Consider the following 22730-nt stretch of genomic DNA (forward strand, 5'->3'; position numbering starts at 1 on the left):
GCCGACAACAGGCTGGGAGCGGCGGCCGCCTCCTGACGGCCAGCCACACGCCGCAGGCCTTTGCGCCTCGGCGTGTTCCCGGGAAGCTTCACGCCATGCGCGAGGCCGAGGGCAGCCAGGATGCGGATGAAGAGCCAGCCGAGATCGATCTGCCCGCGTTCCAGGCCGAGCTTTGCGGATTCGGGAAACGCATGGTGATTGCCGTGGAAACTCTCGCGCCGAGCAGCAAGAAAAGGATCGCCCACGGCAGTTGCTGCAGCATCCAGGTCCGCTCGACGAATTTGTAGAAGCGGTCGTTTCTGATCGACGGCTCGATGACGAAGTCAGGCGGATTGCGCAACGCTACGGCGCAATGCATTTGCCAGAAAGCGTCGGTGAAGAAAGGCCGGCGGTGGGCGTGCAGGTCGTGACAAGCCGTCTGGCGCTGCGCCCAGTCTCGTATGTCATGCGCATAGATCATGCCGAACGGACCGGCCATGCCGACGAGCGTGCCGAGATAGACCAGCGCGTGTTTGAGCCAGATGTGAACCTTGAACGAGCGATGGATGAGCAGGCGATGCATGCCGACCGAGTGTCCGGCGCAGATCGTCACCGCCGTCGTCGCTACGAACAGGGCGAAAGCGCTCCAGCTGAAGGTCAGCGGCCCGAACACCAACGCAATCAGCGTCATCGCACCGACCCAGATCGACTTGGCCGGCATCCAGACGACCTCGCCATCTTCGGCATCGCTCAAGGGCTGCGAGATCATTCTGCCTGTGGATATGGTCTTCATCGGTACCCCTCCTCTGCAGGAAACATTTCCGGACCAAAGAGCCTTGCCTTCCGGCGCGCCGGCGCTTATTTAGGCAATAAGCTAACTATCTACTATTCCGATTTAGGTATTTAGGCAATAGACTAAATACCGGAAGCGAAACGACAGAGGCAGGCGGTGATCGAAGACAATGCAGCGGATGGCGACACGGCTATCGGGGCAAGCAGCGCCATACAGCGCGTGTTCGAGGCGCTGTCATCGCAGCCGAGGCGCAAGATCCTCGCCTATCTCGCCCACTCCTCGCTGACCGCGGGCGAGATCGCGGCGCGCTTCGACATGTCGAAGCCGTCGATCTCGCAGCATCTGAGCATCCTGGAGACGGCCGGCCTCATCGCCAGGGAGCGGCAGGGACAATTCATCCGCTACTCGCTGGTCCAGAACAATCTGGTTAACACGCTGAACGGCTTCGTCCAGGACGTCTGTCCGGTATCGCGCCCGATCAAAAGGGAGAGTAAGAATCTGGCGAGCGGCAAGGTCGATCCCAAGCCGGTAAAATAGTTGGACTGAGACTACATCCCTTGCGGGCCGCGGTTCATCGCCGCCACGCCGGTGCGGCAGATCTCGACCAGGCCGAGCGGCTTCATGATGGCGATGAACTGGTCGAGCTTCGAACCCTTGCCGGTAATCTCGAAGATGAAGTGCTCGGTGTTGGCGTCGATGACCGAAGCGCGAAAAGCGTCCGCCAGACGCAGCGCCTCGACGCGGGCTTCGCCGGTGCCGGCGACCTTGACCAGCGCCAACTCGCGTTCCAGCGGCCGCTCCTGGCCGAACTCGTGCGAGCGCACGGTGAGATCGACGACGCGATGCACCGGTACGATGCGTTCGAGCTGGTGCTTGATCTGCTCCAGCACATGCGGCGTGCCGCGCGTCACGATGGTGATGCGCGACAGGTGCTTCTCGTGTTCGGTCTCGGAGACGGTGAGGCTCTCGATGTTATAACCGCGGCCGGAAAAGAGGCCGATGACCCGGGCAAGCACACCGGGCTCATTGTCGACCAGCACGGAGAGCGTGTGGTTCTCCGGCTTTTCCGTTTCCTTGGCGATGAAATAGGCGGAGCCGGTCGGTTGAAGCTGTGCGTTCATGACATGAATCTCGATTTCAGACTTTGAGCTAATTCTCTGTTTGCGCACGGCTTCTCGCGACAGCCCTGCCCCGGCTTGGACCTAGACCAGTTCCCTGCCCTTGGCGTCGATGGCGTTGGCCACGGCTTCGTCGGTCGCCTCGTCGGGCAGGAGCATTTCATTATGCGCCTTGCCCGACGGGATCATCGGGAAGCAGTTGGCGAGCGTCGCCACCCGGCAATCGAACAGCACCGGCTTCTTCACCGCGATCATCTCCTTGATCGCATCGTCCAGCTCGTCCGGCTTCTCGCAGCGAATGCCATGGCCGCCATATGCGTCGGCCAGCTTGACGAAGTCGGGCATCGCTTCGGTGTAGGAATGCGACAGACGGTTGCCGTGCAGCAGCTGCTGCCACTGGCGCACCATGCCCATATACTGGTTGTTGAGGATGAAGATCTTGATCGGCGCATTGTGCTGCACCGCCGCGCTCATCTCCTGCATCGTCATCTGCACCGAGGCATCGCCTGCGATGTCGATGACCAGCGCATCCGGGTGCGCGATCTGCACGCCGAGCGCAGCCGGCAGACCGTAGCCCATCGTGCCCAACCCGCCCGACGTCATCCAGCGGTTCGGCTTCTCGAAATGATAGTGCTGCGCCGCCCACATCTGGTGCTGGCCGACCTCGGTGGTGATGTAGGTGTCCATGTCCTTGGTCAGTTCGTAGAGCCGCTGGATGGCATATTGCGGCATGATCACATCGTGGTTCATCTTGAACGCGAGCGAGTCACGCGCGCGCCATTTGGCGATCTGCTCCCACCAGGGATGGAGCGCCTTCTTGTCGGCCTTGGCGCTCGCCCGCCACAGCCGCACCATGTCCTCCAGCACCCGGCCGACATCGCCGATGATGGGCACTTCCGTGTGCACGTTCTTGTTGATCGACGATGGATCGATGTCGATGTGGATCTTCTTCGAGTTGGGCGAGAAGGCGGTCAGCCGTCCGGTGATGCGGTCGTCGAAGCGCGCGCCGATGCAGATCATCACGTCGCAATCATGCATCGCCATATTGGCTTCATAAGTGCCGTGCATGCCCAGCATGCCCATCCAGTTCTTGCCCGATGCCGGATACGCGCCGAGGCCCATCAGCGTCGAGGTGATCGGGAAGCCGGTGAGGTCGACCAGTTCGCGCAGAAGATGGCTGGCCTCCGGACCGGAGTTGATGACGCCGCCGCCCGAATAGATGATCGGCTTCTTGGCGCTGGCCATCAGTTCGACGGCGGCCTTGATCTTTTCCAGGTCGCCCTGGACCTTCGGCTGGTAGCTGGTGCGCGGCGCCGCCTGCGGCGGCACATAGATGCCTTTGGCGAACTGCACATCCTTCGGAATGTCGACCACCACCGGGCCGGGGCGGCCGGTCGTCGCGACATGGAAGGCCTCATGGATGGTGGCGGCCAATTCGTTGACGTCCTTCACCAGCCAGTTGTGCTTGGTGCAGGGGCGCGTGATGCCGACCGTGTCGCACTCCTGGAACGCGTCGGAGCCGATCAGCGAAGTCGGCACCTGCCCGGTCAGGCAGACCAGCGGGATCGAATCCATCAGCGCATCCTGCAGCGGCGTCACCGCATTGGTGGCGCCCGGGCCGGAGGTCACCAGCATGACGCCGGCCTTGCCGGTCGAGCGGGCATAGCCTTCGGCCGCATGCCCTGCGCCTTGCTCGTGGCGGACGAGGATGTGCTCGACCTCGTCCTGCTGGAAGATTTCGTCATAGATCGGAAGCACCGCGCCGCCGGGATAGCCGAAGACATGCTTGACGCCATTGTCCTTCAGCGCCTGCACCACCATTTCGGCGCCAGTCATTTCCCTGTTTGGCATTTCGCGCCGTTCGTTCTGTCCGTTGCTCATCGGTCTGGTCCCGTACTTCTAGCCATGAGGCGATTGCTGGTCGTTTAGTCGTGTTTCGGGCAATAAAAAAGGCCCCCGATGGGAGCCTGTGTGTTGCGCATGGGAGGTTTTCGCCCGGCGGTTACACCGCCTTGCCCACGCGCTTTCCTACGAGAATGAGTGCCTTTTTCATCGTGGCGGACACTACGAGGGTGAAAGGCAAGGTGTCAACGGGAAAAACGCGCGATGCGAAAGACAAAGCAAGTGGCCCGCCGCCTCTGGTCGGCGGGCCACCGCGGCGCATACGATACCCCTCAATCGCACCGCGCCGGGAACAAGAGCCACTGCCGTGTCACGTCAGGATCAGCACGATCTTGTACGTATCCGGGTCGACGATGACGATGCGCCCGTCGGCCAGCACGAAGTACTCATAGGATTCGTAAGCCGGGACGATCTTGACAATGCGCGCCGGCAGACGGTGCAGGCGCACTTTGTGCCGCGGCACCTCGATGCCGACCGAAATGTCGAAGTCGACGTTCTTCACCGGCTCAACCCTGGTCTCGTGGATGATCTGCGTGACCTGCGTCTTCTGCTCGACTGTCACGTTGTTGATCGAGGCCGTATTGCCCTGGTCGGTCTGGACGTTTGTGTTGCCCTGAGCGTTCTGCTCGGTGGTGGTCCCGGCCTTGCCCTGGGCCTGCTGGTCCGTGCTGGTGCCGGTCTGGCCCTGAGCGTTCTGCTCGGTGCTGGTCCCGGCTTTGCCCTGAGCCTGCTTCTCGGTGCTGGTGCCGGTCTGGCCCTGAGCGTTCTGCTCGGTGCTGGTCCCGGCCTTGCCTTGGGCCTGTTCATCCGTCTTGAGCTTGGCCTTGCCCTGAGCCTGCTTCTCGGTGCTGGTGCCGGTCTGGCCCTGAGCATTCTGCTCGGTGCTGGTCCCGGCCTTGCCCTGGGCCTGTTCATCCGTCTTGAGCTTGGCCTTGCCCTGAGCCTGCTGATCGGTCGTGGCGCCGGCCTGACCCTGAGCATTCTGCTCGGTACTGGTCCCGGCCTTGCCCTGTGCCTGTTCATCCGTCTTGAGCTTGGCTTTGCCCTGAGCCTGCTGATCGGTCGTGGCGCCAGCCTGGCCCTGTGCATTCTGATCGGCCTGTGACTTCATCTTGCCTTGCGCCTGTTCGCCGGCCTTGCCGCCCTTCTGGCAATCGGCCGCGCCAGCGGCGCAGTTGTCGCCGCCGCTCGGCTGCACAGCCTGGGTCTGGGCGATCGCGGCGCCGCACCCGACGCCAAGCGCAATCATGCTCGTGATCAACACATGTTTCATCTGCTTTCTCCTTAAAGAGTCGGTCCCTCAGCCTAGCCAACTCTGTCAAAAATACTTTGTTCCGCATTTTGCGAATAAAATCGGGCTTCTAAGAAGACCAATAAATGTAGGCAGTAGTTTTGCCAACAATCAGCTACAAATTGCATCAAAAAATTAATGCAACGCAAGATTTTTGCTTTTTTCTGAGCTTGTGATCCCATAGCGATGACACCAGCCTCACAAGCTTAGAAGTACTCCCGTCGTCATGACCAGGATGGCTACCCCGAAAACAGGCAAGAGCAACCATCGTGCCTGATGGACGCTGTTGTCCATTAACGCCTCCCACAAGTGCTGATCTCAACGATGCCGAGAACCCTGTGTTCCGCCCTGAGGAGGCTCTAGGACCTCTACAGCCTGGCACCAGACTTTGGTCCCTCTCCCTATAGTCCATTGGCCCGATGACGCCCGGACCGAAGCCCCACGCGGGAACGCAGCCGCGAAAAGCCCGTTCGGCTTGCGGTGTGCATCAACCTCACCAACAACCACCGTATCGGAATCGAGCTCGCGCAAGATGCATGAGCGTTGATGAAGGAGAGAATCATGACGACCATGTACCAGTCGACCGCAATTGCCGGATTCTTGCTGCTCGCGAGCGCGGGCGTAGTTGCCGCTCAAGACGTCATCATCGCGCCGGAGCAGGAAACGGTTGTGCGCGAATACGTGAAAAAGCAGCCCCTTGCGTCGGTGAAGATTCCAGGTGTCGAATTGAACGTGGGGACCGCCATTCCCGACACGGTGGAACTGCATGAAGTGCCGAGCGTCAAGTATCGCTACGTTGTGGTCGACGGGCGAACCGTGCTGGTCGACCCCGGCACGCGGAAGATCGTCAAGATCATACAGTAACGCTGATCCCACCGCCGTTCCCCGCGGGTGGCGGTGGGATCATGCCCTGAAATTGCGGTTTCCCCGGCAATTCAACCTAGCGCTTGCTCGCACCATCGACCGTTCTAGATGTAGGATGGCTTAGGCATTTTGGCGCGGCCAAAGTCGCGGGGTCGGTTGAGACGTGCGCTACATTGATAGTCTCTATCAAAACTGGAACAGGCTATCGTTGGCTTGGCAGTTCATCATAGTCGGAAGCATTGGGCTGCTGTCGCTGATGCTGGTCGTCGGCCTATGGGTCACCTCGCAAATACGAGATGGAGTGATCCGCAACTCTGCAAGCACGACCGCGCTTTACGTCGACAGTGTCATCGCGCCAATCCTGCCGGATATGCGCAAAAGCCAGCAGCTCAGCGACACCGTTAAACGGGCGCTCGATGAAACCCTGGACCAGGGTGCTCTCGGCAAAAAACTGGCGTCGTTCGTGCTTTGGCGGCGTGATGGCAAGGTGCTGTACGCCAAAGACGCGGCTCTTATCGGCCAGACCTTCGAGCCAAATGCGAACTTGCTGCATGCGTTCGGTGGAAACGTGGTGGCGCAATTCAATGATCTGGACGAAAATGAAAGGAAGGAACGGAAGAGCCCCACCGCCTCGCTGCTCGAGATCTACAATCCGGTTCGAGAGCCGTGGTCGGGCGATGTTGTGGCCGTTTCCGAGTTCTACGAGATAGCCGACGATCTTCAGGGCACTTTAAACTCGGCACTATGGTCGAGCTGGCTGCTCGTGGCTGGCGCGACCGCGGTCGCCTTGGCGATGCTCTCGGGAATCGTGCTTCGCGGCAGCAGCACTATCGAAACGCAGCGTTCAGCGCTTGAGACACAAGTGGCCGAACTTCAGTTGCTTTTGGAGCAGAATTCCGCTTTGCGGGAGCGCGTCCAGCAGGCGTCGCGCCGCGCAACGGCAATCAACGAGCGTTACTTGCGTCGCATCGGGTCTGATTTGCATGACGGTCCAGCTCAGCTGGTCGCACTGGCTGCGCTGCGCATGGACAGCCCTCTGCTGCTCGATCCCGCCGCATCCCCAAGCCACCGGAAGACCGAGATCGCCGATATCCATCATACGTTGGACGAGGCGATGCGGGAGATCCGCGCCATCTGCACCGGCCTCGTGCTGCCACAGATCGAAGCTTCGACAGTCGCGGAGATATTGCGGCTTGCGGTTGCCGAACATGAACGCCGGACGGCCTCCTCCGTATCGCTTTCACTGCCATCTCGCCTGCCCGACCTGGGGACGTCCGAGAAAATAAGCATCTTTCGCTTCGCGCAGGAGGGGCTGAACAATGCCTGGCGACACGGTCTGGGCAAGGGGCAGGCTGTCAAGGCGAGAGTGACGCAGGGCAAGCTCCTCATTCAAGTGCTTGATCACGGCCCTGGATTCCAGTCGGGATCGTGTGAAGGACTTGGACTCGCCGGTATGAGGGAACGTATCGAAAGTATCGGAGGTCACTTCGAGACCTTTTCGAGCCCCAGGGGGACCCGGCTGACCATAACGCTCAACATCGAGGACCAGAAATGACCGCTCCCATAAGGATTGCCATTGTTGATGATCATCCGCTGTTTCGCGAGGGTGTGGCTCGCAGCCTCGCCGAAATCGGCGGCTTCGAAGTCGTTGGTGCGGGCGAAACCGCGACGGATGCCGAACAGCTTGCGGCCTTGGCAAATCCCGACATATTGCTGCTAGACATCAGTTTGCCGGGAGGGGGTCTGGCGGCAGCGGAAAATATTCTTGCAACTCAGCCTGACTGCAAGATCGTCATGCTCACCGTCTCGGAGGCGAACGCCGATTTGGCAACGGCGCTCAGGCTGGGCGTACGCGGATATGTGCTGAAAGGGATTGGGGCGGCATCGCTGGCCGAGGTGCTGACTTATATAGCCGCAGGAAAAAAATATGTTTCGCCGACCCTGTCAGCGCAGCTTTTGAATGAACTGATCCGGCCGGAAAAGCGCACAACCGATCTCGTTGCCAATCTCTCGGGACGCGAGCTTGGGATAATCTCCTTGGTAGGCGAAGGACTGAGCAATAAAGAAGTCGCCAAACGTCTCAACCTGCAGGAGAAAACCGTAAAACACCACATGACTCGGATATTTCAAAAGCTAAAGGTGCGAAACCGCACCGAAGCAGCCATTCTTATGCACGCGCCCAAAACGGGTCTTGTATAGGGAGATCGGGGCTTGTCTGAAGGTCGGATGCTGGTTGGCGAACCAACAGTTACAGCCCTTTCAGACGAGCAATGTCGGAGGCCCTTACGGCGCGTTCGACAATTGTCCTTCCAAGCGGATCCTTCATAGTGAAGCGGCCGGCCTCGATGCTTTCGCTGAATCCATCGCGATGCACGACCTGGATTTTGGCGCCCTGTACCGTCACCGTGTCGCCAGCGGCATTGACTTGGCTACTGGGAGCTTGGCTACCGGCGGCGTTGTCGCCGGCACCATTTTTTCCCTTTCCGTTGGCGTTGCCATTCCCGGCGTTGCCGCCTGAGCCATTACCGTTACCACTACCGTTGCCACCACCGTTACCATTGCCATTGTTTCCGCTCTTGGCGCTGGCAGCGGCGAATTCGATCTTGTAACCGTCGACATGGCTCAACCGCAGACCAAGCACCGGCATCGTCACCGCAACCGCCGCGAATACGCGCAAGCTAAAGTACGCCCGGCGACGCACGGATGAAAACAGGGGCTGCCTTTCTCCATTCATGCCACCATCACATCATGATGTGTCACGGTATTCAAGAATGAACAGCCCAAAATTGCGGCTCACAAACGCTGAGGAAACTCTCCTTTCGTGCTTGCAGCTCGATTCTCAGACCTTCGTCTGAGTCAAATATACACCGAAGTCTGACCTACTGATCTTGGGCCGCGCCGACGGATGTCGCAATAAAATCCGCGGTGACAAGGCTCGTCACCGGTAGGGATCGGCAGCGAGGCGCGAGCGCCTGCCCACGCAGACGCTCGCGGCAAGTCTGCGGCGGCATACGGTTAGCGCATGTTTGCCGTCGAAACGGTGCATATGCCGTTCCTTCCCCGGATTGCGATCAGGCGCGATTGGCGAAGTCGCGGACAACCCGCTGCAGCAGCGGCATGTAGTCGCGAAATGCCCGGGTCTTCATGTTGGCGATCTTGCCGGCCTCGTCCCAGATGCGAACCCGCACCGCTTCCTCGTGGAACGGGTTCTTGCGGAACTCGGCCACCTCTTCGGCATTCATCGGCCCGCCTTGCAGCGACAGCGTGTGGACCGAGGCCTGCGACAGCCTGCCGAAATAGGTGGGGTCGGTAGCGCAGAGGTAGCGCTTGGCCGCGACATGCAGCCTGACGCATTCGACGATCACCGGTGGAAAGAACGGCGCCAGCACCTCGCCGCCGGCTTCGTCATGATGCTTGTCCTCGACATCGTCGGGCGAATAGGTGCCGAACTCGCTGGTGTAGTGGCCGATATCGTGCAGCAGTGCTGCCGCCACCAGCACATCGGGCGCGCCGTCCTTTTCGGCGAACCAGGCGCCCTGCAACATGTGCTCCGACATGGTGACGGGTTCGCCGAGATAGGATTCAGCCCCTCGGCGTTCGAAAATATCGGCGATGAATTCGACGATGTTGCTCGCGTTCAAATCCTGGCTGCTCATTCCGCTGCTTCCTTGAATTCGTGTTCGATCGCCGACAGCGTCGACAAAAGGCCATCCTTGTCGGCGTAGCAGCCCTGCAGCCAGCGCTTGCCGGCGCCGGAGAACTGCTTGCGGGCATGCATGACGCGGGTGTTGTCGACGATGAAGGCCTGGCCCGCCTCGAGCTTGAAGGTCACTTCGAAGGACGGATCCTCGATCAGTTCGGCAAACCGGCGATAGGCGGCGTAGTAGGCCTCCATCTCCGCGAACGGCACATCGACGGTCGGCGCCAGCGAGCGGTTGTTGAAGCGGATGGCGATGAGTTCGCCATCCGGCCCGAGCTCGATCATCGGCCGCTTGGCCTGCAATCGCACGCCCGACGAGCCGGCATATTCGAAGCGCGCCGGGTATGAACTCAACAGCCGGAAGCCTTCGGGGTTTTCGGCCTGCAGCGCGGCCGCCACGGCAAAACCATCGACGACGCTGGATTCGCCGCCCTCGACCGTGTTTTCGATACACGACAGGATCTGCAAGGTCGGCACCGGATCACGATAGGGGTTGTCGGTATGCGCCTGCAGGCCAAGATTGGTGTAGGCCAGATTGGTTGGATTGACCTCGGCGCGCACCTCGAACCAGCGGCCGTAATTGGTCTCCCTGATATAGCCGAACAGATCGGACACTTTGCACAGCGCCCCGGATTCGGCCGGCAGATCGTCCATCACCGCGAAGCCGTAGGTCTTCACCGCCGACAGCCATTGCCGCAAGACGGCGCGGTCGCGGCTGGCCGCGACATAGCCGGCGCGCGGCACCGAATTCTGCATAGAGGCCCTGGTCCATCGCACGGTGCCCTCGCCTGTCCAGCCGGGCTGTCGGGCGGCATCGCGGTCATAGGCATTGGCGCTCAGCCATGCCGCAGGAAAGCGCACCGTCTTTCCCTCCGGTTCGAAACTGACTTCAAGCGCATCGCCCTTGATCGCGGCTGCGCCGATCCGCGTTTGCGCCGGAATGTCGAGAATGGTGATCAGCCGCTGGCCGTTGCCGGCGCTGCGCGTCTTGTCGTCGAGCGCATTGTCGCGCAACCACATGGCGTGAAAGCGAGTGCGCGCGCCGTCCTTCCAACCGAGGTCGATCGTTCTTCCTTCGTCGCCGATCAGCGCCTGGGTAAGCATGGAGATCCGTTCCTGTCCGCTGCGCCCCGCAGCCAACTCCGCAGGGTTTCCGGTTGCATCGTGATGATGTCGAAGGCATAACTCAAATTATCATTTTGCGGCCAAAGGCCATAAACGGTTTATGCCTCAAACAACCCTGCCCTTGCCGCCGCTCGACTGGCTGCGGAGTTTCGAGGCCGCCGCGCGGCTGTCGAATTTCACCGCCGCCGCGGCCGAGCTTGGCCTGACCCAGGCTGCGGTCAGCCAGCACATCCGTTCTCTCGAAGAGCGGTTGAAGCAGCCGCTGTTCATCCGCCTGGCGCGCGGCGTCGAATTGACGCCGGAGGGTGCCGCCTACCTGCCGCATCTGCAATCGGCCTTTGCCGTGATCGCCAACAGCACGCGCGAGTTGTTCGAACCCAAGACCGTCCAGAGCGTGACGATACGCTCGCCGATCTCGTTTGCCGTGCTGATGATCGCGCCGAAGCTGCCGCAAATGGCCAAGGACCTGCCCTTCGTCCAGCTGCAGATCGAGACCATCCACACACCGGCCGATTACGGCGAGCGCTTTGTGGGTCTCGACATCCGATTCGGCATTGGCTCCGGCTCCTTTGCCGGACGGCAGGCCGACCGCCTCACCCGCGAAACCTTAACGCCGATGGCGTCGCCAAATGTCGCCAAGGCCAAGGATTGGACAGGATTGCCGAGACTTACAGTGGTCGGCGCGCGGGAAATGTGGGGCGAGTGGTTCGCCGTCGCCCGGATGAAGCCGGCGCTCGGGCCCACGCACAAATTCGACAGTTTCGTTACCGCGTTGGAGGCGGCGAAGCACGGCGCCGGCATGGTGCTGGGATCGCGACCGTTGGCCGACGCGGCACTGCGCGAAGGATCTCTCGTTACCCTGTCCGGCTTTACGCTGTCGAGCGGTGCCGGCCACTATCTGACCGCACCTTCGGGCGCGCATCTGAGCCCGGCCGAAGAAGCGGTCCGCCGCTGGTTCGCAACGGTCTTCGGCGTCCCGATTTCCCGATAAGCCCCTGAATACGCGGCAAACTATTGGACGACGTGACGCGGCGCATAATTTGTCGCGATACTGCGCCAGGCCGGACGTCAAGCTTCGGCAGGGTTCCGCTCGCTACAGGCGGCCAAGAAAAATCGCGGAGGAAATTCAATGCTCGACAAGGCCCCCAACAAGAAGCTTTCCGACCTGCTCGATCGCTTCGGCGCGGCACTCGCCGCCGGTGACATCGACAAGGCGGTCGCCTGCTTTCAGGAGGATTGTTTTTGGCGCGATCTCGTCAGCTTCACCTGGAACATCAAGACCATGGAAGGCCGTGACCAGGTGCGCGACATGCTGGTGAGCCAGCTGGCCAAAACCAACCCATCGAACTGGGCGATCGCCAGGGGCGAGGACGCCACTGAAAACGATGGCCTGCTCGACGGCTGGATCAGTTTCGAAACGTCTGTGGCGCGCGGCTTCGGCCACATCCGGCTGAAGGACGGCAAGATCTGGACGTTGCTCACCACCATGGTCGAGCTGAAGGGCCATGAGGAGCCGGCCGGTTTCGACCGCCCGCTCGGCGCCAAGCACGGCCATGGCAAGAACCGCCCGACCTGGAAGGAGGAGCGCGAGAAGGAGGCCGCCGAGCTCGGCTTCAAGACGCAGCCCTATACGCTCATCATTGGCGGCGGCCAGGGCGGCATCGCGCTCGGCGCGCGGCTGCGGCAGCTCGGCGTGCCGACCATCATCGTCGAGAAGAACGAACGGGCCGGCGACAGCTGGCGCAAGCGCTACAAATCGCTCTGCCTGCACGATCCGGTCTGGTACGACCATCTGCCCTATATCGACTTTCCCAGGAACTGGCCGGTCTTCGCGCCCAAGGACAAGATCGGCGACTGGCTGGAAATGTACGCCAAGGTAATGGAGCTGAACTACTGGTCGTCGACCGAGGCCATGAGCGCTGTCTATGACGACAGCAAGAAGGAATGGACGGTGGTGGTGCGCCGCGACGGCAAGGACATCACGCTGAAGCCGAAACAATTGGTGCTGGCCACGGGGCAATCCGGCAAGGCCAACATGCCGAACTTCAAGGGCATGGACACATTCAAGGGCGACCAGCATCACTCCTCGAAGCATCCGGGACCCGATGCCTATGTCGGCAGACAAGCTGTCGTCATCGGCTCGAACAACTCCGCCCACGACATTGCAGCAGCCCTTTGGGAGGCCGGCGCCGACGTCACCATGGTGCAGCGCTCGACCACGCACATCGTCAAGTCGGACACGCTGATGGAGATCGGCCTGGGCTCACTCTATTCGGAAAAGGCGGTTGCGAGCGGCATGACCACAGCCAAGGCCGACCTCGTCTTCGCCTCCCTGCCCTACAAGATCCTGCACGAATTCCAGATTCCGGCCTATGCCGAGATGAAGAAGCGCGACGCCAACTTCTACAAAGGCCTGGAGAAGGCCGGCTTCATGCTCGACTGGGGCGACGACGGCTCCGGCCTTTTCATGAAATATCTGCGACGCGGCTCGGGCTATTACATCGATGTCGGCGCCTCCGACCTGATCATCGACGGGTCGATCAAGCTGAAAAGCGGTGTCGACGTGAAGGAGATCAAGGAGCATTCGGTCCTGCTCAGCGATGGATCGGAACTGCCGGCCGATCTCATCGTCTACGCCACCGGCTACGGTTCGATGAATGGCTGGGCGGCCGATTTGATCTCACGGGAGGTCGCCGACAAGGTCGGCAAATGCTGGGGCCTCGGCTCCAACACCACGAAGGACCCAGGCCCCTGGGAAGGCGAGCTGCGCAACATGTGGAAGCCGACGCAGCAGGAGGCGCTGTGGTTCCATGGCGGCAATTTGCACCAGTCGCGCCATTACTCCCAGTTCCTGGCGCTGCAGCTGAAGGCGCGCATGGAAGGCATCGCGACGCCGGTCTACGCGCTGCAAGAGGTTCACCACAAGGCTTAGGCAGCGCCGCCGATGCGCTTCCAGTAGATGAGCGTGCCGGTCAGCCCGCCATGCGGTTTCAGGGCAAAGTCCGGTATTTCGCCAGTGAGCGTGAAGCCGAGTTTTTCGTAAAGGCTGGAAGCGCCCTCCTCGGTTGCGGTGTCCAGCACCAGAAGCGTGCGGCCTTTCTCGACGGCGAGCGTTTCGGCCGCCCGCATCAGCCGGCTCGCTATGCCCTTGCCGCGGTGTTCGACGCGGGTCATGAGCTTGGCGATCTCGGCCCGGTGCGGCTGATTGACCGGAAAGTCGAGCAGCAAGGTGACGGTGCCGATCAACGCGTCGCCATACCAAGCACCCAGCACCGCTCTTTCACCTCTCTCTGCTGCCATCAACGAGTTGCTCCAGAAGGTTTCCGCCGCTTGCCTGGATAAGGGATGCATGAAGCTGACGGAGCCGCCGGCCGCGACCGTCTCGATCAGGAGGTCGGCCAGCATGTCGCGTGTTTCCGCAGTCAGCGACCTGATTTCGATGGGACTCACCTGCACTTTCCCTTGCTAATCCAGACGCGCGACGCGGCGCCGCTTTCGTCTCGCCTTGATCGCGGCGATGCGATCGGTGTCTTTCGGCTGCAGATGCAGCCCGCGTTCGAGGATTTCGAGCGTGTATTCCTCATAGGTCAGGCCAAGCCGCTCGGCCTTTTCCATGCGCATCAGCATCACGTCACGGCTTGGCGCCTTCCACGCCTTGGCATGCGCTGCCTGCCAGGCCAGGAAGATGTAGGGATCGCCCCTGCCCCATGGCGGACCCTTGTAATCATCGAGCGGCGGTCCGCCATTGTCGGAGCGCTTGGGACGTCTTGCCACGATTTCAGCCCCTGACCAGCGCAACCAGATAGTCGGCCGGCTGCGGTCCGACGGCATGGAACGTGCAGTCCGACGGCGCGCCGAGCGCCAGGCAGTCGCCGGGCTCGAGACTATGCACCATATCACCCTCGGTGAACTCAAGTCGCCCGGAGATCAGCCACATCTGCTGCTTGATGAAGGCATAGGACGCCGCCGGGAAACTCACACTGGCGCCAGCCGGCAGTTGCACCCGGATCAATTCGAGCGGCGTGTCGGAAACCGGCGACAGATGCCGGCGGACATAGCCCGTACCGGGGTCGCGCCAAACCGGCTGCTCACTCTCGCGCAGCAGGCCGCCACCTTGCTGCTCGGCGCGTGCAATCAGCGTCGACAGCGTCATGCCGAAAGCAGCGGCGATGCGCACCAGTAGCGCGGCCGTCGGGCTGGTCATGCCGCGCTCGATAGTGCTGAGCATGGCTTTGGAGACGCCGGAGCGGTTCGCCAGGTCGGCCAACGACCAGCCCCGCAAGGCTCTTTCGGCGTGGATTCGTCTGCCTATCGTGGCCGACATGTCATTCGCTATATCAGTCATTCGTCCAATATATCGAATATTTGGATTCGGAAAAGAGGCCGGCCGGTTGAATTTTCGCTGACGGGTTAACCCCTGCTACACCATCCCGCATCACGCCACCTTAACCCCGTCTGTGTAGGATCGAGGCTCCACGAGAATGGGGATCGGATCGTATGTTTGTCGAGCGCGAAGCCTCCGTCGGCGAACCGACCTCGCAGGAGCGCCGCCGCGCAGAGCAGAGCGACAAGCGCATTCTCGGCAACGTCGTGCAGTGCGACGGTGCGCGCGCCACCATCAGCGCCTATGCCGACGACATCGAAGGAGCGGTCACCGGCCTGTGGACCGTCGGCAAGATGATCTCCATCAATCTCGGGACATCGCGCACCGTTGGTCTGGTCTACGAAATCGGCAAGTCGGATCGCGCCTGGAGCAATGAGGGACAAAATCCCATCGAGGTCAGCGTCGAACTAATCGGCGAAGTGCGCGACGGCGCGGAGCCCGGCGCCAAACCGGTGTTCGACCGCGGCATCACCACCTATCCTCATATCGGCGCCATAGCGCACCGCATCCGTACCCGTGACCTGCAGGCGGTCTACGATCTCGCCGGGCGTCATTCCATCACCATCGGCACGCTGTCGCAGGATGAGTCGATCGACGCCAACATCGCCATCGACGACACGCTGGCGCGCCATTTTGCCGTTGTCGGCACAACCGGCGTCGGCAAATCCACCGCCATCTCGCTGCTGCTGCGCAAATCGATCGCCGCCCGGCCCGATCTGCGAATCCTCATTCTCGATCCGCACAATGAATTCGCGGCATCCCTGCCTGAGTTCTGCGTCCGGGTCGATTCCAAGACGCTTGACCTGCCGTTCTGGATGTTCAGGCTTGAAGAATTCGCCGAAGTGCTGTTTCGCGGCCGAGAGGTCGTGCCGGAAGAAGTCGATGTCCTGCGCGACCTGATCCCCGCCGCCAAGAACCTCTATCGCAATCCCAATTCAGGCTCTTACGTGCGCCGCGGCAGCGATGCGCTGACCGCCGACACGCCGGTGCCCTACCGCATGGTCGATCTCATCAAGCAGATCGACGAGCGCATGGGCCTCCTGGAAAGCAAGAACGACCGCCCGACGCTGAAATCGCTGAAGACGCGCATCGAGTCCGCCGCGTCCGACCCGCGCTATCGCTTCATGTTCAATTCGCGGCTGATCGAGGACACGATCCACGAGACGATCGGCAATATTTTCCGTGTGCCGCATCATGGCCGCCCGGTGACCTGTTTCGAGATGGCCGGCATGCCGTCCGAAGTGGTCAACTCCGTCTGTTCGGTGCTGGCGCGCCTGGCCTTCGACCTTGCGCTGTGGAGCGAGGGCCGGCTGAAGCTTTTGCTGCTGTGCGAGGAAGCGCACCGCTATATGCCGGCCGATCCGCGCCTCGGCTTCGCCCCGACAAGGCATGCATTGTCGCGCATCGCCAAGGAAGGCCGCAAATATGGCTGCTATCTCGGCGTCGTCACCCAGCGCCCGGGTGAACTCGATCCGACCATCCTGTCGCAATGCTCGACCTTCTTCGCCATGCGGCTGGCCAACGAGCAGGACCAGGCAATCATCCGCTCGGCGATCGCCGATTCCTCCGCCTCGACGCTGGCCTTTCTGTCCTCCATGGGCCAGCGCGAAGCCATCGCCTTCGGTGAAGGCGTGGCGACGACCATGCGGCTGAAGTTCGAGAAACTGGCGGAGAACCTTATCCCCGGCACCGCCAAGCGAGAGCAGGACGAGTTCTCGCAGGACGGCAACGACGTCGATCTCGCCGCCATCGTCGAGCGGCTGCGCAACGTCCCGAAACCGCAGCAGCAGATGGCCTTCGCCGAGGTCGTGGACTCCGGCCGCCAGGCCGGCGATCCCGATTACCGCAAGCCGGCCACCGCCCAGCGCGTCCAGCCCGACGACGATTTCGACCTGCGCTACGGCCTCAAGCCCACAACCTTCGGCATGCGCCCGCAGAACGATTGACCTTCAGCGTAGCGACTTTTTTGCCGGCCAATTGAGAAGCCGCCGGAGCGCCAGGGCTCGGCTTCGTTGGCCGCTTGGGTAAATCACGCCAGAAAATTCGTCAGGCTGAGTCGGTTGGTGTCGACTTCGAGAACCGGAGCGGAGCGGACATTGATTCCGTGAACACCGGCCTACGCCGGCCGTAGCCATAGCTGCCGCCACCACCTCATGAGTGCTTCGGCCGGCGAAGGCCGGAAGCGCAGAAGACGGCATCAAACGGCCAGCCTCACGGATTTAATGCCGGGATTTTAGGCGCAGACGCGGTTGCGGCCTTGCCTCTTCGCCTCGTAGAGCTGGCGGTCGGCGCGGCGGTAGAATTCCTCGGCCGTTTCCTTCCGATCCCAGACGGCAAGACCGACGCTGGTGGTGATCTTGAGGCGGACATTGCCCGACAGCACCGACATGTTGGCAATCGCCTTGCGGATGCGTTCGGCGAACTTCCCCAACAACTCCGCGTCCATGTTGGGGGTGACAACGGCGAACTCTTCGCCGCCGAGCCGCGCCACCACGTCGTGATAGCGCGTCATGCCTTTGAGGCAATTGGCGACTGCCCTCAGCACCTCGTCGCCGACATCGTGGCCATGCGTGTCGTTGACCTGCTTGAAATGATCGAGGTCGAGGATCATCAGCCCGACGGGCTTTTCGATGCGGCGGAATTCCTCGAGATATTCCTTCAGCGCATCGTCGAAATAGCGCCGGTTCTGCATGCCGGTAAGGCCGTCGGTCAATGCCGCATGCTGCAGCGTTTCCGAGCGGGCGCTGAGCGAAACCGTCATGGCGCGCAGCTTGCCCTCTTCCGTCGCCTGCCTACGGATCAACGGGTAGATGAAGAACACGCCGAAGAACAGCGCTGTCGCCAGCAGCACCCCGGTGACAAACAGCAGCGTGTTGAGATAAGCGATCCTCTCGACTCGGGAAGTCGTATCGTGACCGACCGCGATGGACTGCAATTGACCATAGGCATAAAGCGTCACCAGGCCTGCGGCCAGGATCACGAAAATAAAGACGAAAAATGCGGATTCCGCCTTGTGGAAACGCATCTGCTCCCCGTTGGAAAAGTACCCCCCGGATCTATGGCATGCCGGCGCCTTACGGACGGTTAATCCAGACAACCGGAGCGGGAATGTTCATTCCTACTTCTGTTTCTTTAATTGTATTGGCAGCACGAAAATCAAATCACGGCTTGCAGGCCGTCGCCGGGCTGCAATCTCAGCCATTCCGGTCCCAGCTGATGGCGAAACCACGTCGTTTGCCGTTTGGCATATTGCCGCGTCGCTGCCTTGCAGCGCTCGATGGCCTGAGGAAAGCTGATGTCACCGGCCATGGCGGCCGAAAGTTCGCGAACGCCGATCGCCTTCATCGCCGGCAGCTCGGGATCGAGGCCAAGCGCCGCAAGCCGTTTGACCTCATCGAGCGCGCCGAGATCGAGCATGCGGTCGAACCTTGTTTCGATCCGCTCGACAAGGGCGGCGCGGTCCGGCTCGATAACGAAGAACCGAGCGCTGTCGCGGTCGATCAGCGGCCGGCCGCGCGCTGCCTGCCATTCGAGGATGGAGCGGCCGGATGCATCGAGCACCTCCAGCGCCCGCACGATGCGCTGGCCGTCGGTCGGCTTCAGCTGCATGGCGACCGCCGAATCCTCATGCATCAGGATGCGGTGCAGCTTGGCTGCGCCTTGCTCCTTTAACTCGTAGCGCCAGCGGTCGCGTACCTGCTGCGGAATGTCGGGCATTTCCGAAATGCCCTCGGCAAGTGCGCGAAAATAGAGCCCGGTGCCGCCGACGAAAATCACCGGACGTTCAAAGGCGGCGTCGTCGGGCTGTCGGGCGAGCGTGCCGTCATCGATCAGCTTCATCACGTCGCGCAGCCAGGCGCCGGTGGAATAGGCGGTGGAGGGATGCACATGGCCATAGAGAAAGTGCGGCGCGCGGCCGAGTTCGGCGGCGCTCGGCCGCGCCGTCAGCACATCGAGCACCGAATAGCCCTGCATGGAATCGGTGTTGACGATGACGCCGCCCTTGCGCTCGGCGAGATCGAGCGCCAGCGCCGACTTGCCGCTGGCTGTCGGCCCGGCTATCAGGATCGCGTTCTTCACGCGGCCCTCGCCCGCCTGCCCGCCCTCGCCTAGCTGCTTGGAAGTCTCGATGCCGCTCATTGCCACGCTTGTGTCCCACCCCCTCCGCCGCGCGATGTCGGCCTCGCTTGCGAATATCGCCTCACGGTCGGTCGGTGCAAGCGCTGTTCGCTGGCTGGGCGATGGCGTCGCCTGCGACCTGGTGCTGCCCGAGGGGGCAGAAGCCGCCGAGGCAAGTGCCGCCTTGCGCACAGCACTTGGCTCCGAGCCGGTCGACGTGATCGTTCAGCAGGCCGAAAGCCGCCGCAAGACAATCCTGCTTGCCGATATGGATTCAACCATGATCGACCAGGAATGCATCGACGAACTCGCCGACGAGATCGGCGTCAAGGACCGCGTTGCCGCCATCACGGCACGCTCGATGAACGGCGAGATCGCTTTCGAGCCGGCGCTGCGTGAACGCGTGGCGCTGCTGAAAGGCCTCGATGCCGCCGTCGTCGGCCGCATCATCGCGAACCGCCTGACGCTGGCGTCGGGCGGCCGCGCCCTGGTGCGGACGATGCGCGCCAATGGCGCCTGGACGGCGCTTGTCTCGGGCGGCTTCGACGTCTTCACCAGCCGTGTCGCCGCCATGCTCGGGTTCCAGGAAAACCGTGCCAACCGCCTGATCGAGGAGAACGGGCGCTTTGCCGGCCTTGTCGCCGAGCCGATCCTCGGCCGTGCCGCCAAGGCCGATGCGCTGAACGATATCTCGGCCCGCCTCGGCCTGACCCCATTCGATGCGATTGCGGTCGGCGACGGCGCCAACGACCTCGACATGATCCGCCTGGCCGGCACCGGTGTCGCGCTCCACGCCAAGCCGGCCGTTGCTGCCGAAGCCAAGGTCCGCATCGACCATGGCGATCTCACCGCGCTGCTTTATCTCCAGGGCTACCGCCAGGAAGAGTTCGCCCAATGAAACCGATGCGCACCGAGCGCCTCATCCTGCGCAACTGGGAAGACCGCGATCGCGAACTCTTCCACCGCATCAATTCGGACGAGCGGGTGATGGAATTCTTTCCGTTCCGCCGCGACCGCGCCGAGACGGATGCCAAGATGGACGAGTTTCGGGGCTGGATCGCCGAGGACGGCTTTGGTTTTGCCGCCGCCGAGATCGCCGCGACTGGGGAATGCATCGGCTTCGTCGGTCTCTTAAAGACCGATCACGTGCCGTCCCTGCCTTCCGATACGATCGAGATCGGCTGGCGGTTGGCGCCGGAATTCTGGCGCAAGGGCTATGTCACGGAGGCCTCCGAAGCCTGGCTCGCCTTTGGCTTCGAAACGCTTGACCGGGACGAGATCGTCTCCTTCGCCGTCGCGGCCAACCGCCGCTCGACGGCCGTCATGGAGCGTCTTGGCATGAGCCCTGACCCGGCTCGCGATTTCGACCACCCATCCATCCCTAACAGCCACCCGCACCTCAAGCGGCATGTCCTCTACAAACTGTCGCGGACGGACTGGCAGGCACGAAAAAGGGCGGCTCGCTAGCCGCCTTTTCCCTGAAAACAACCGGTTATGGGGCTTTCCGGACTCAATCCATCCGGATCGTCACGAAGCGCAACTCGCCGGTCTTCGAGGCCAGCATCAAGAGCGCGTTCTTGCGGCCCTGCTCCTTCAGCGCGCCGATCCGGTCCATGACGTCCTTCGGGGTCGCGACCGATTCCTGGGCGATTTCGGTGATCACCTCGCCGGCCTGGATGCCGCGCTCGGCGGCGGCCGAATCCTTGGTGACGTCGGTGATGACGACGCCGGAGACGTCGGCCGCGATGCCGAATTTTTTCCGTGTGTCGTCATTGAGCTCGCCGACGGTCATGCCGAGCACCGAGGCCGTGGAGACCGCGGGCGCCTTGTCGCCGCCCTTGTCCTCATCGGTAGTGCCGTCCTCACCGGCGGCGACCTTCTCGCCGTCCTCAAGCCGGCCGAGCGTCACCTTTACCGTCTGCTCGAGGCCCTTGCGCACGATAATCACGTCGACCGCCTTGCCAACCGGGCTTTCCGCCACGACGCGCGGCAGGTCGCGCATTTCATGGATGTCCTTGCCGTCGAACTTGATGATGACGTCGCCGGCGAGAATTGTGCCGTTGTCGACCGGTCCGCCCTTGATGACTCCGGCCACCAGCGCGCCCTTGGCGGTGGCCATGCCGAGGCTCTCGGCGATGTCGTCGGTCACCGGCTGGATGCGCACGCCGAGCCAGCCGCGACGGGTCTCGCCGAACTGGCGCAGCTGGTCCACGACGCCCGAGGCAAGCTGCGAAGGGATGGAGAAGCCGATGCCGATCGAGCCGCCCGACGGCGAGATGATCGCCGTGTTGATGCCGATAACCTCGCCCAGGCTGTTGAACAGCGGTCCGCCGGAATTGCCGCGGTTGATGGCGGCGTCGGTCTGGATGAAGTCGTCGTAGGGGCCGGAATTGATGTCGCGGTTCCGGGCCGAGACGATGCCGACCGTCACCGTGCCGCCAAGGCCGAACGGATTGCCGATCGCCATCACCCAGTCGCCGACGCGCATCTTGTTGGAATCGCCGAACTTCACCGCCGTCAGCTTGTGGCCCTTCGGGTCGACCTTGAGCACCGCCACGTCGGTCTTGGTGTCGGTGCCGACCAGCGTCGCCTTGAGCGTCACGCCGTCGGAGAAATTCACCTCGATATCGTCTGCATCGGCGATGACGTGGTTGTTGGTGACGACAATGCCTTGCTCGGCGTCGACTACGAAGCCGGAGCCCAGCGACTGCACCTTTTGCGCGCCGCCATCCTTGTCGCCGCCACGGTTCTTGAAGAAGTCGTCGAAGAAATCCTGGAACGGCGAACCCTCCGGCAGCTGCGGCATCGGCACCGCGCCCGGACCTTCCGTGCCCTTCACGGTCTGCGAGGTCGAGATGTTGACCACCGCACCGAGCAGGCCTTCGGCGAGGTCGGCAACCGAAGCCGGTCCGTCCGCGGCCACCGTCGGCGTCACGAAAGCCGGAACGGCAAGCGCGCCGACCATAAGTGCCGCAGCACCTGCGATGAACGTCCGCCGCGCCGCGCGCAGAAGGGTGTTGGATGTCATCGAAAGCCTCCCGGAATCTGAAAAGAAAAAGCGCTTCGGCAAAACGCCGCGTCGCGTCATGTTGGCAAGAAATACGGCACGTTTGCGGCTATGGCCACATCAGGAGGATAAATCCTCCGTTACACCTTAGAGCGGTTCGCCGTTTCGCAGAAACGGCGAACCGTTCAATCCCTTTGCTTTTACGCAATTCCGGACGGAAAACCGCTCACACTTTCCTGGAATTGCAGATCAGCGGTCCTCAGCCACGCACCAACCAGACGATGCCGACGCCGATGGCGATCGCCACCAGCCCGACGATGCGCAGCGCAATTTCCGGCGTCGACAGCACTTCGCCGGCAAGACGTTTGGCAAGGCCGGGAAAGCCGCCATAGACCAGACCCTCTACGACGAGGACCAGGCCTATGGCCGCAAGGAAATCCTGCACCGC

General features: G+C 62.0%; 23 protein-coding genes. 9 read left to right on the forward strand and 14 right to left on the reverse strand.

Annotation, left to right across the window (positions count from 1 at the left end; genetic code table 11):
- Positions 1–88: 88 nt before the first annotated feature.
- A complete protein-coding gene (locus tag ACYG97_RS12660) occupies positions 89–772 on the reverse strand; it encodes a hypothetical protein (RefSeq protein WP_460221582.1) in 684 nt (227 codons plus the stop codon).
- Between the two features lie 156 nt (positions 773–928).
- Between ACYG97_RS12660 and ACYG97_RS12665 the strand changes: the two genes are divergently transcribed.
- Entirely contained in the window at positions 929–1309 is a 381-nt protein-coding gene (locus tag ACYG97_RS12665) for a metalloregulator ArsR/SmtB family transcription factor (RefSeq protein ID WP_023702997.1), read from the forward strand.
- 11 nt (positions 1310–1320) lie between these two features.
- On the opposite strand, the gene ilvN is transcribed toward ACYG97_RS12665, so the two are convergent.
- The 3 genes from ilvN to ACYG97_RS12680 all read right to left on the reverse strand — a co-directional run bounded on the left by ilvN (position 1321) and on the right by ACYG97_RS12680 (position 5065).
- On the reverse strand, positions 1321–1893 hold the full coding sequence (gene ilvN, locus ACYG97_RS12670; protein WP_023668352.1) for an acetolactate synthase small subunit: 573 nt from the start codon (positions 1891–1893) through the stop codon (positions 1321–1323).
- Between the two features lie 81 nt (positions 1894–1974).
- On the reverse strand, positions 1975–3771 hold the full coding sequence (locus tag ACYG97_RS12675) for an acetolactate synthase 3 large subunit (protein WP_023668351.1): 1797 nt from the start codon (positions 3769–3771) through the stop codon (positions 1975–1977).
- Positions 3772–4102: 331 nt separating this feature from the next.
- Positions 4103–5065 carry a DUF1236 domain-containing protein gene (locus ACYG97_RS12680; RefSeq protein ID WP_023733838.1) on the reverse strand — a complete coding sequence of 321 codons (963 nt, stop codon included), beginning with the start codon at positions 5063–5065 and terminating at the stop codon, positions 4103–4105.
- A 579-nt stretch (positions 5066–5644) separates the two neighbouring features.
- On the opposite strand from ACYG97_RS12680, the gene ACYG97_RS12685 reads away from it, so the two are divergent.
- The 3 genes from ACYG97_RS12685 to ACYG97_RS12695 all read left to right on the forward strand — a co-directional run bounded on the left by ACYG97_RS12685 (position 5645) and on the right by ACYG97_RS12695 (position 8146).
- The gene (locus ACYG97_RS12685) at positions 5645–5947 is read left to right on the forward strand and encodes a DUF1236 domain-containing protein (RefSeq protein ID WP_023731684.1); all 303 of its coding nucleotides are present in this window, start codon (positions 5645–5647) and stop codon (positions 5945–5947) included.
- A 163-nt stretch (positions 5948–6110) separates the two neighbouring features.
- Positions 6111–7502, forward strand: coding sequence for a sensor histidine kinase (locus ACYG97_RS12690; protein WP_023690914.1), 1392 nt, complete (start codon positions 6111–6113; stop codon positions 7500–7502).
- The gene (locus ACYG97_RS12695; RefSeq protein ID WP_023668347.1) at positions 7499–8146 is read left to right on the forward strand and encodes a LuxR C-terminal-related transcriptional regulator; all 648 of its coding nucleotides are present in this window, start codon (positions 7499–7501) and stop codon (positions 8144–8146) included. The genes ACYG97_RS12690 and ACYG97_RS12695 overlap by 4 nt, the downstream gene beginning before the upstream one ends.
- 49 nt (positions 8147–8195) lie before the next feature.
- Here the strand turns inward: ACYG97_RS12695 and ACYG97_RS12700 are convergent, their stop codons facing one another.
- The 3 genes from ACYG97_RS12700 to tmpA form a co-directional block, all read right to left on the reverse strand.
- Positions 8196–8624, reverse strand: coding sequence for a hypothetical protein (locus tag ACYG97_RS12700; RefSeq protein ID WP_023731683.1), 429 nt, complete (start codon positions 8622–8624; stop codon positions 8196–8198).
- A gap of 394 nt (positions 8625–9018) precedes the next feature.
- Positions 9019–9603 carry a (R)-1-hydroxy-2-trimethylaminoethylphosphonate oxygenase gene (gene tmpB / locus ACYG97_RS12705; protein ID WP_023707734.1) on the reverse strand — a complete coding sequence of 195 codons (585 nt, stop codon included), beginning with the start codon at positions 9601–9603 and terminating at the stop codon, positions 9019–9021.
- Positions 9600–10751: a 2-trimethylaminoethylphosphonate dioxygenase gene (tmpA, locus tag ACYG97_RS12710; RefSeq protein ID WP_023682082.1), complete on the reverse strand. Its 1152-nt coding sequence runs from the start codon at positions 10749–10751 to the stop codon at positions 9600–9602. The genes tmpB and tmpA overlap by 4 nt, the downstream gene beginning before the upstream one ends.
- 121 nt (positions 10752–10872) lie before the next feature.
- Here tmpA and ACYG97_RS12715 point away from each other — a divergent pair, with 121 nt between their 5' ends.
- Both ACYG97_RS12715 and ACYG97_RS12720 read left to right on the forward strand, forming a co-directional pair.
- Positions 10873–11763, forward strand: a complete 891-nt coding sequence (locus ACYG97_RS12715) for a LysR family transcriptional regulator (protein ID WP_023682083.1) — start codon at positions 10873–10875, stop codon at positions 11761–11763.
- Positions 11764–11901: 138 nt separating this feature from the next.
- A complete protein-coding gene (locus ACYG97_RS12720) occupies positions 11902–13704 on the forward strand; it encodes an NAD(P)/FAD-dependent oxidoreductase (RefSeq protein ID WP_023668342.1) in 1803 nt (600 codons plus the stop codon).
- Here ACYG97_RS12720 and ACYG97_RS12725 read toward each other — a convergent pair.
- From ACYG97_RS12725 to ACYG97_RS12735, 3 genes are read right to left on the reverse strand one after another with little or no spacing between them, the layout of a single operon-like run.
- The gene (locus tag ACYG97_RS12725; protein ID WP_023733839.1) at positions 13701–14222 is read right to left on the reverse strand and encodes a GNAT family N-acetyltransferase; all 522 of its coding nucleotides are present in this window, start codon (positions 14220–14222) and stop codon (positions 13701–13703) included. The two genes, ACYG97_RS12720 and ACYG97_RS12725, sit on opposite strands and share 4 nt — an antisense overlap.
- 15 nt (positions 14223–14237) lie before the next feature.
- Positions 14238–14546 (reverse strand): hypothetical protein, encoded by a 309-nt coding sequence (locus ACYG97_RS12730; RefSeq protein ID WP_023668340.1) that lies wholly within the window; start codon positions 14544–14546, stop codon positions 14238–14240.
- A gap of 4 nt (positions 14547–14550) precedes the next feature.
- Positions 14551–15117, reverse strand: a complete 567-nt coding sequence (locus ACYG97_RS12735; RefSeq protein WP_023733840.1) for a helix-turn-helix domain-containing protein — start codon at positions 15115–15117, stop codon at positions 14551–14553.
- Between the two features lie 152 nt (positions 15118–15269).
- Between ACYG97_RS12735 and ACYG97_RS12740 the strand changes: the two genes are divergently transcribed.
- Entirely contained in the window at positions 15270–17102 is a 1833-nt protein-coding gene (locus ACYG97_RS12740; protein ID WP_023668338.1) for an ATP-binding protein, read from the forward strand.
- Positions 17103–17389: 287 nt separating this feature from the next.
- Here the strand turns inward: ACYG97_RS12740 and ACYG97_RS12745 are convergent, their stop codons facing one another.
- Positions 17390–18181, reverse strand: a complete 792-nt coding sequence (locus ACYG97_RS12745) for a GGDEF domain-containing protein (RefSeq protein ID WP_023690907.1) — start codon at positions 18179–18181, stop codon at positions 17390–17392.
- A gap of 131 nt (positions 18182–18312) precedes the next feature.
- A complete protein-coding gene (gene miaA, locus ACYG97_RS12750) occupies positions 18313–19296 on the reverse strand; it encodes a tRNA (adenosine(37)-N6)-dimethylallyltransferase MiaA (RefSeq protein ID WP_023733841.1) in 984 nt (327 codons plus the stop codon).
- Between miaA and serB the strand changes: the two genes are divergently transcribed.
- Positions 19286–20173, forward strand: a complete 888-nt coding sequence (gene serB / locus ACYG97_RS12755; RefSeq protein ID WP_023705524.1) for a phosphoserine phosphatase SerB — start codon at positions 19286–19288, stop codon at positions 20171–20173. The two genes, miaA and serB, sit on opposite strands and share 11 nt — an antisense overlap.
- Positions 20170–20742 (forward strand): GNAT family N-acetyltransferase, encoded by a 573-nt coding sequence (locus ACYG97_RS12760; protein WP_023733842.1) that lies wholly within the window; start codon positions 20170–20172, stop codon positions 20740–20742. Before serB ends, ACYG97_RS12760 begins: the two co-directional genes overlap by 4 nt.
- A 43-nt stretch (positions 20743–20785) precedes the next feature.
- On the opposite strand, the gene ACYG97_RS12765 is transcribed toward ACYG97_RS12760, so the two are convergent.
- On the reverse strand, positions 20786–22303 hold the full coding sequence (locus ACYG97_RS12765; protein WP_023733843.1) for a DegQ family serine endoprotease: 1518 nt from the start codon (positions 22301–22303) through the stop codon (positions 20786–20788).
- Between the two features lie 238 nt (positions 22304–22541).
- Complete coding sequence (locus ACYG97_RS12770; RefSeq protein ID WP_023668333.1) at positions 22542–22727, reverse strand: DUF2065 domain-containing protein; 186 nt, start codon at positions 22725–22727, stop codon at positions 22542–22544.
- Positions 22728–22730: the final 3 nt, after the last annotated feature.

It is taken from the genome of Mesorhizobium sp. W067, assembly GCF_054719525.1.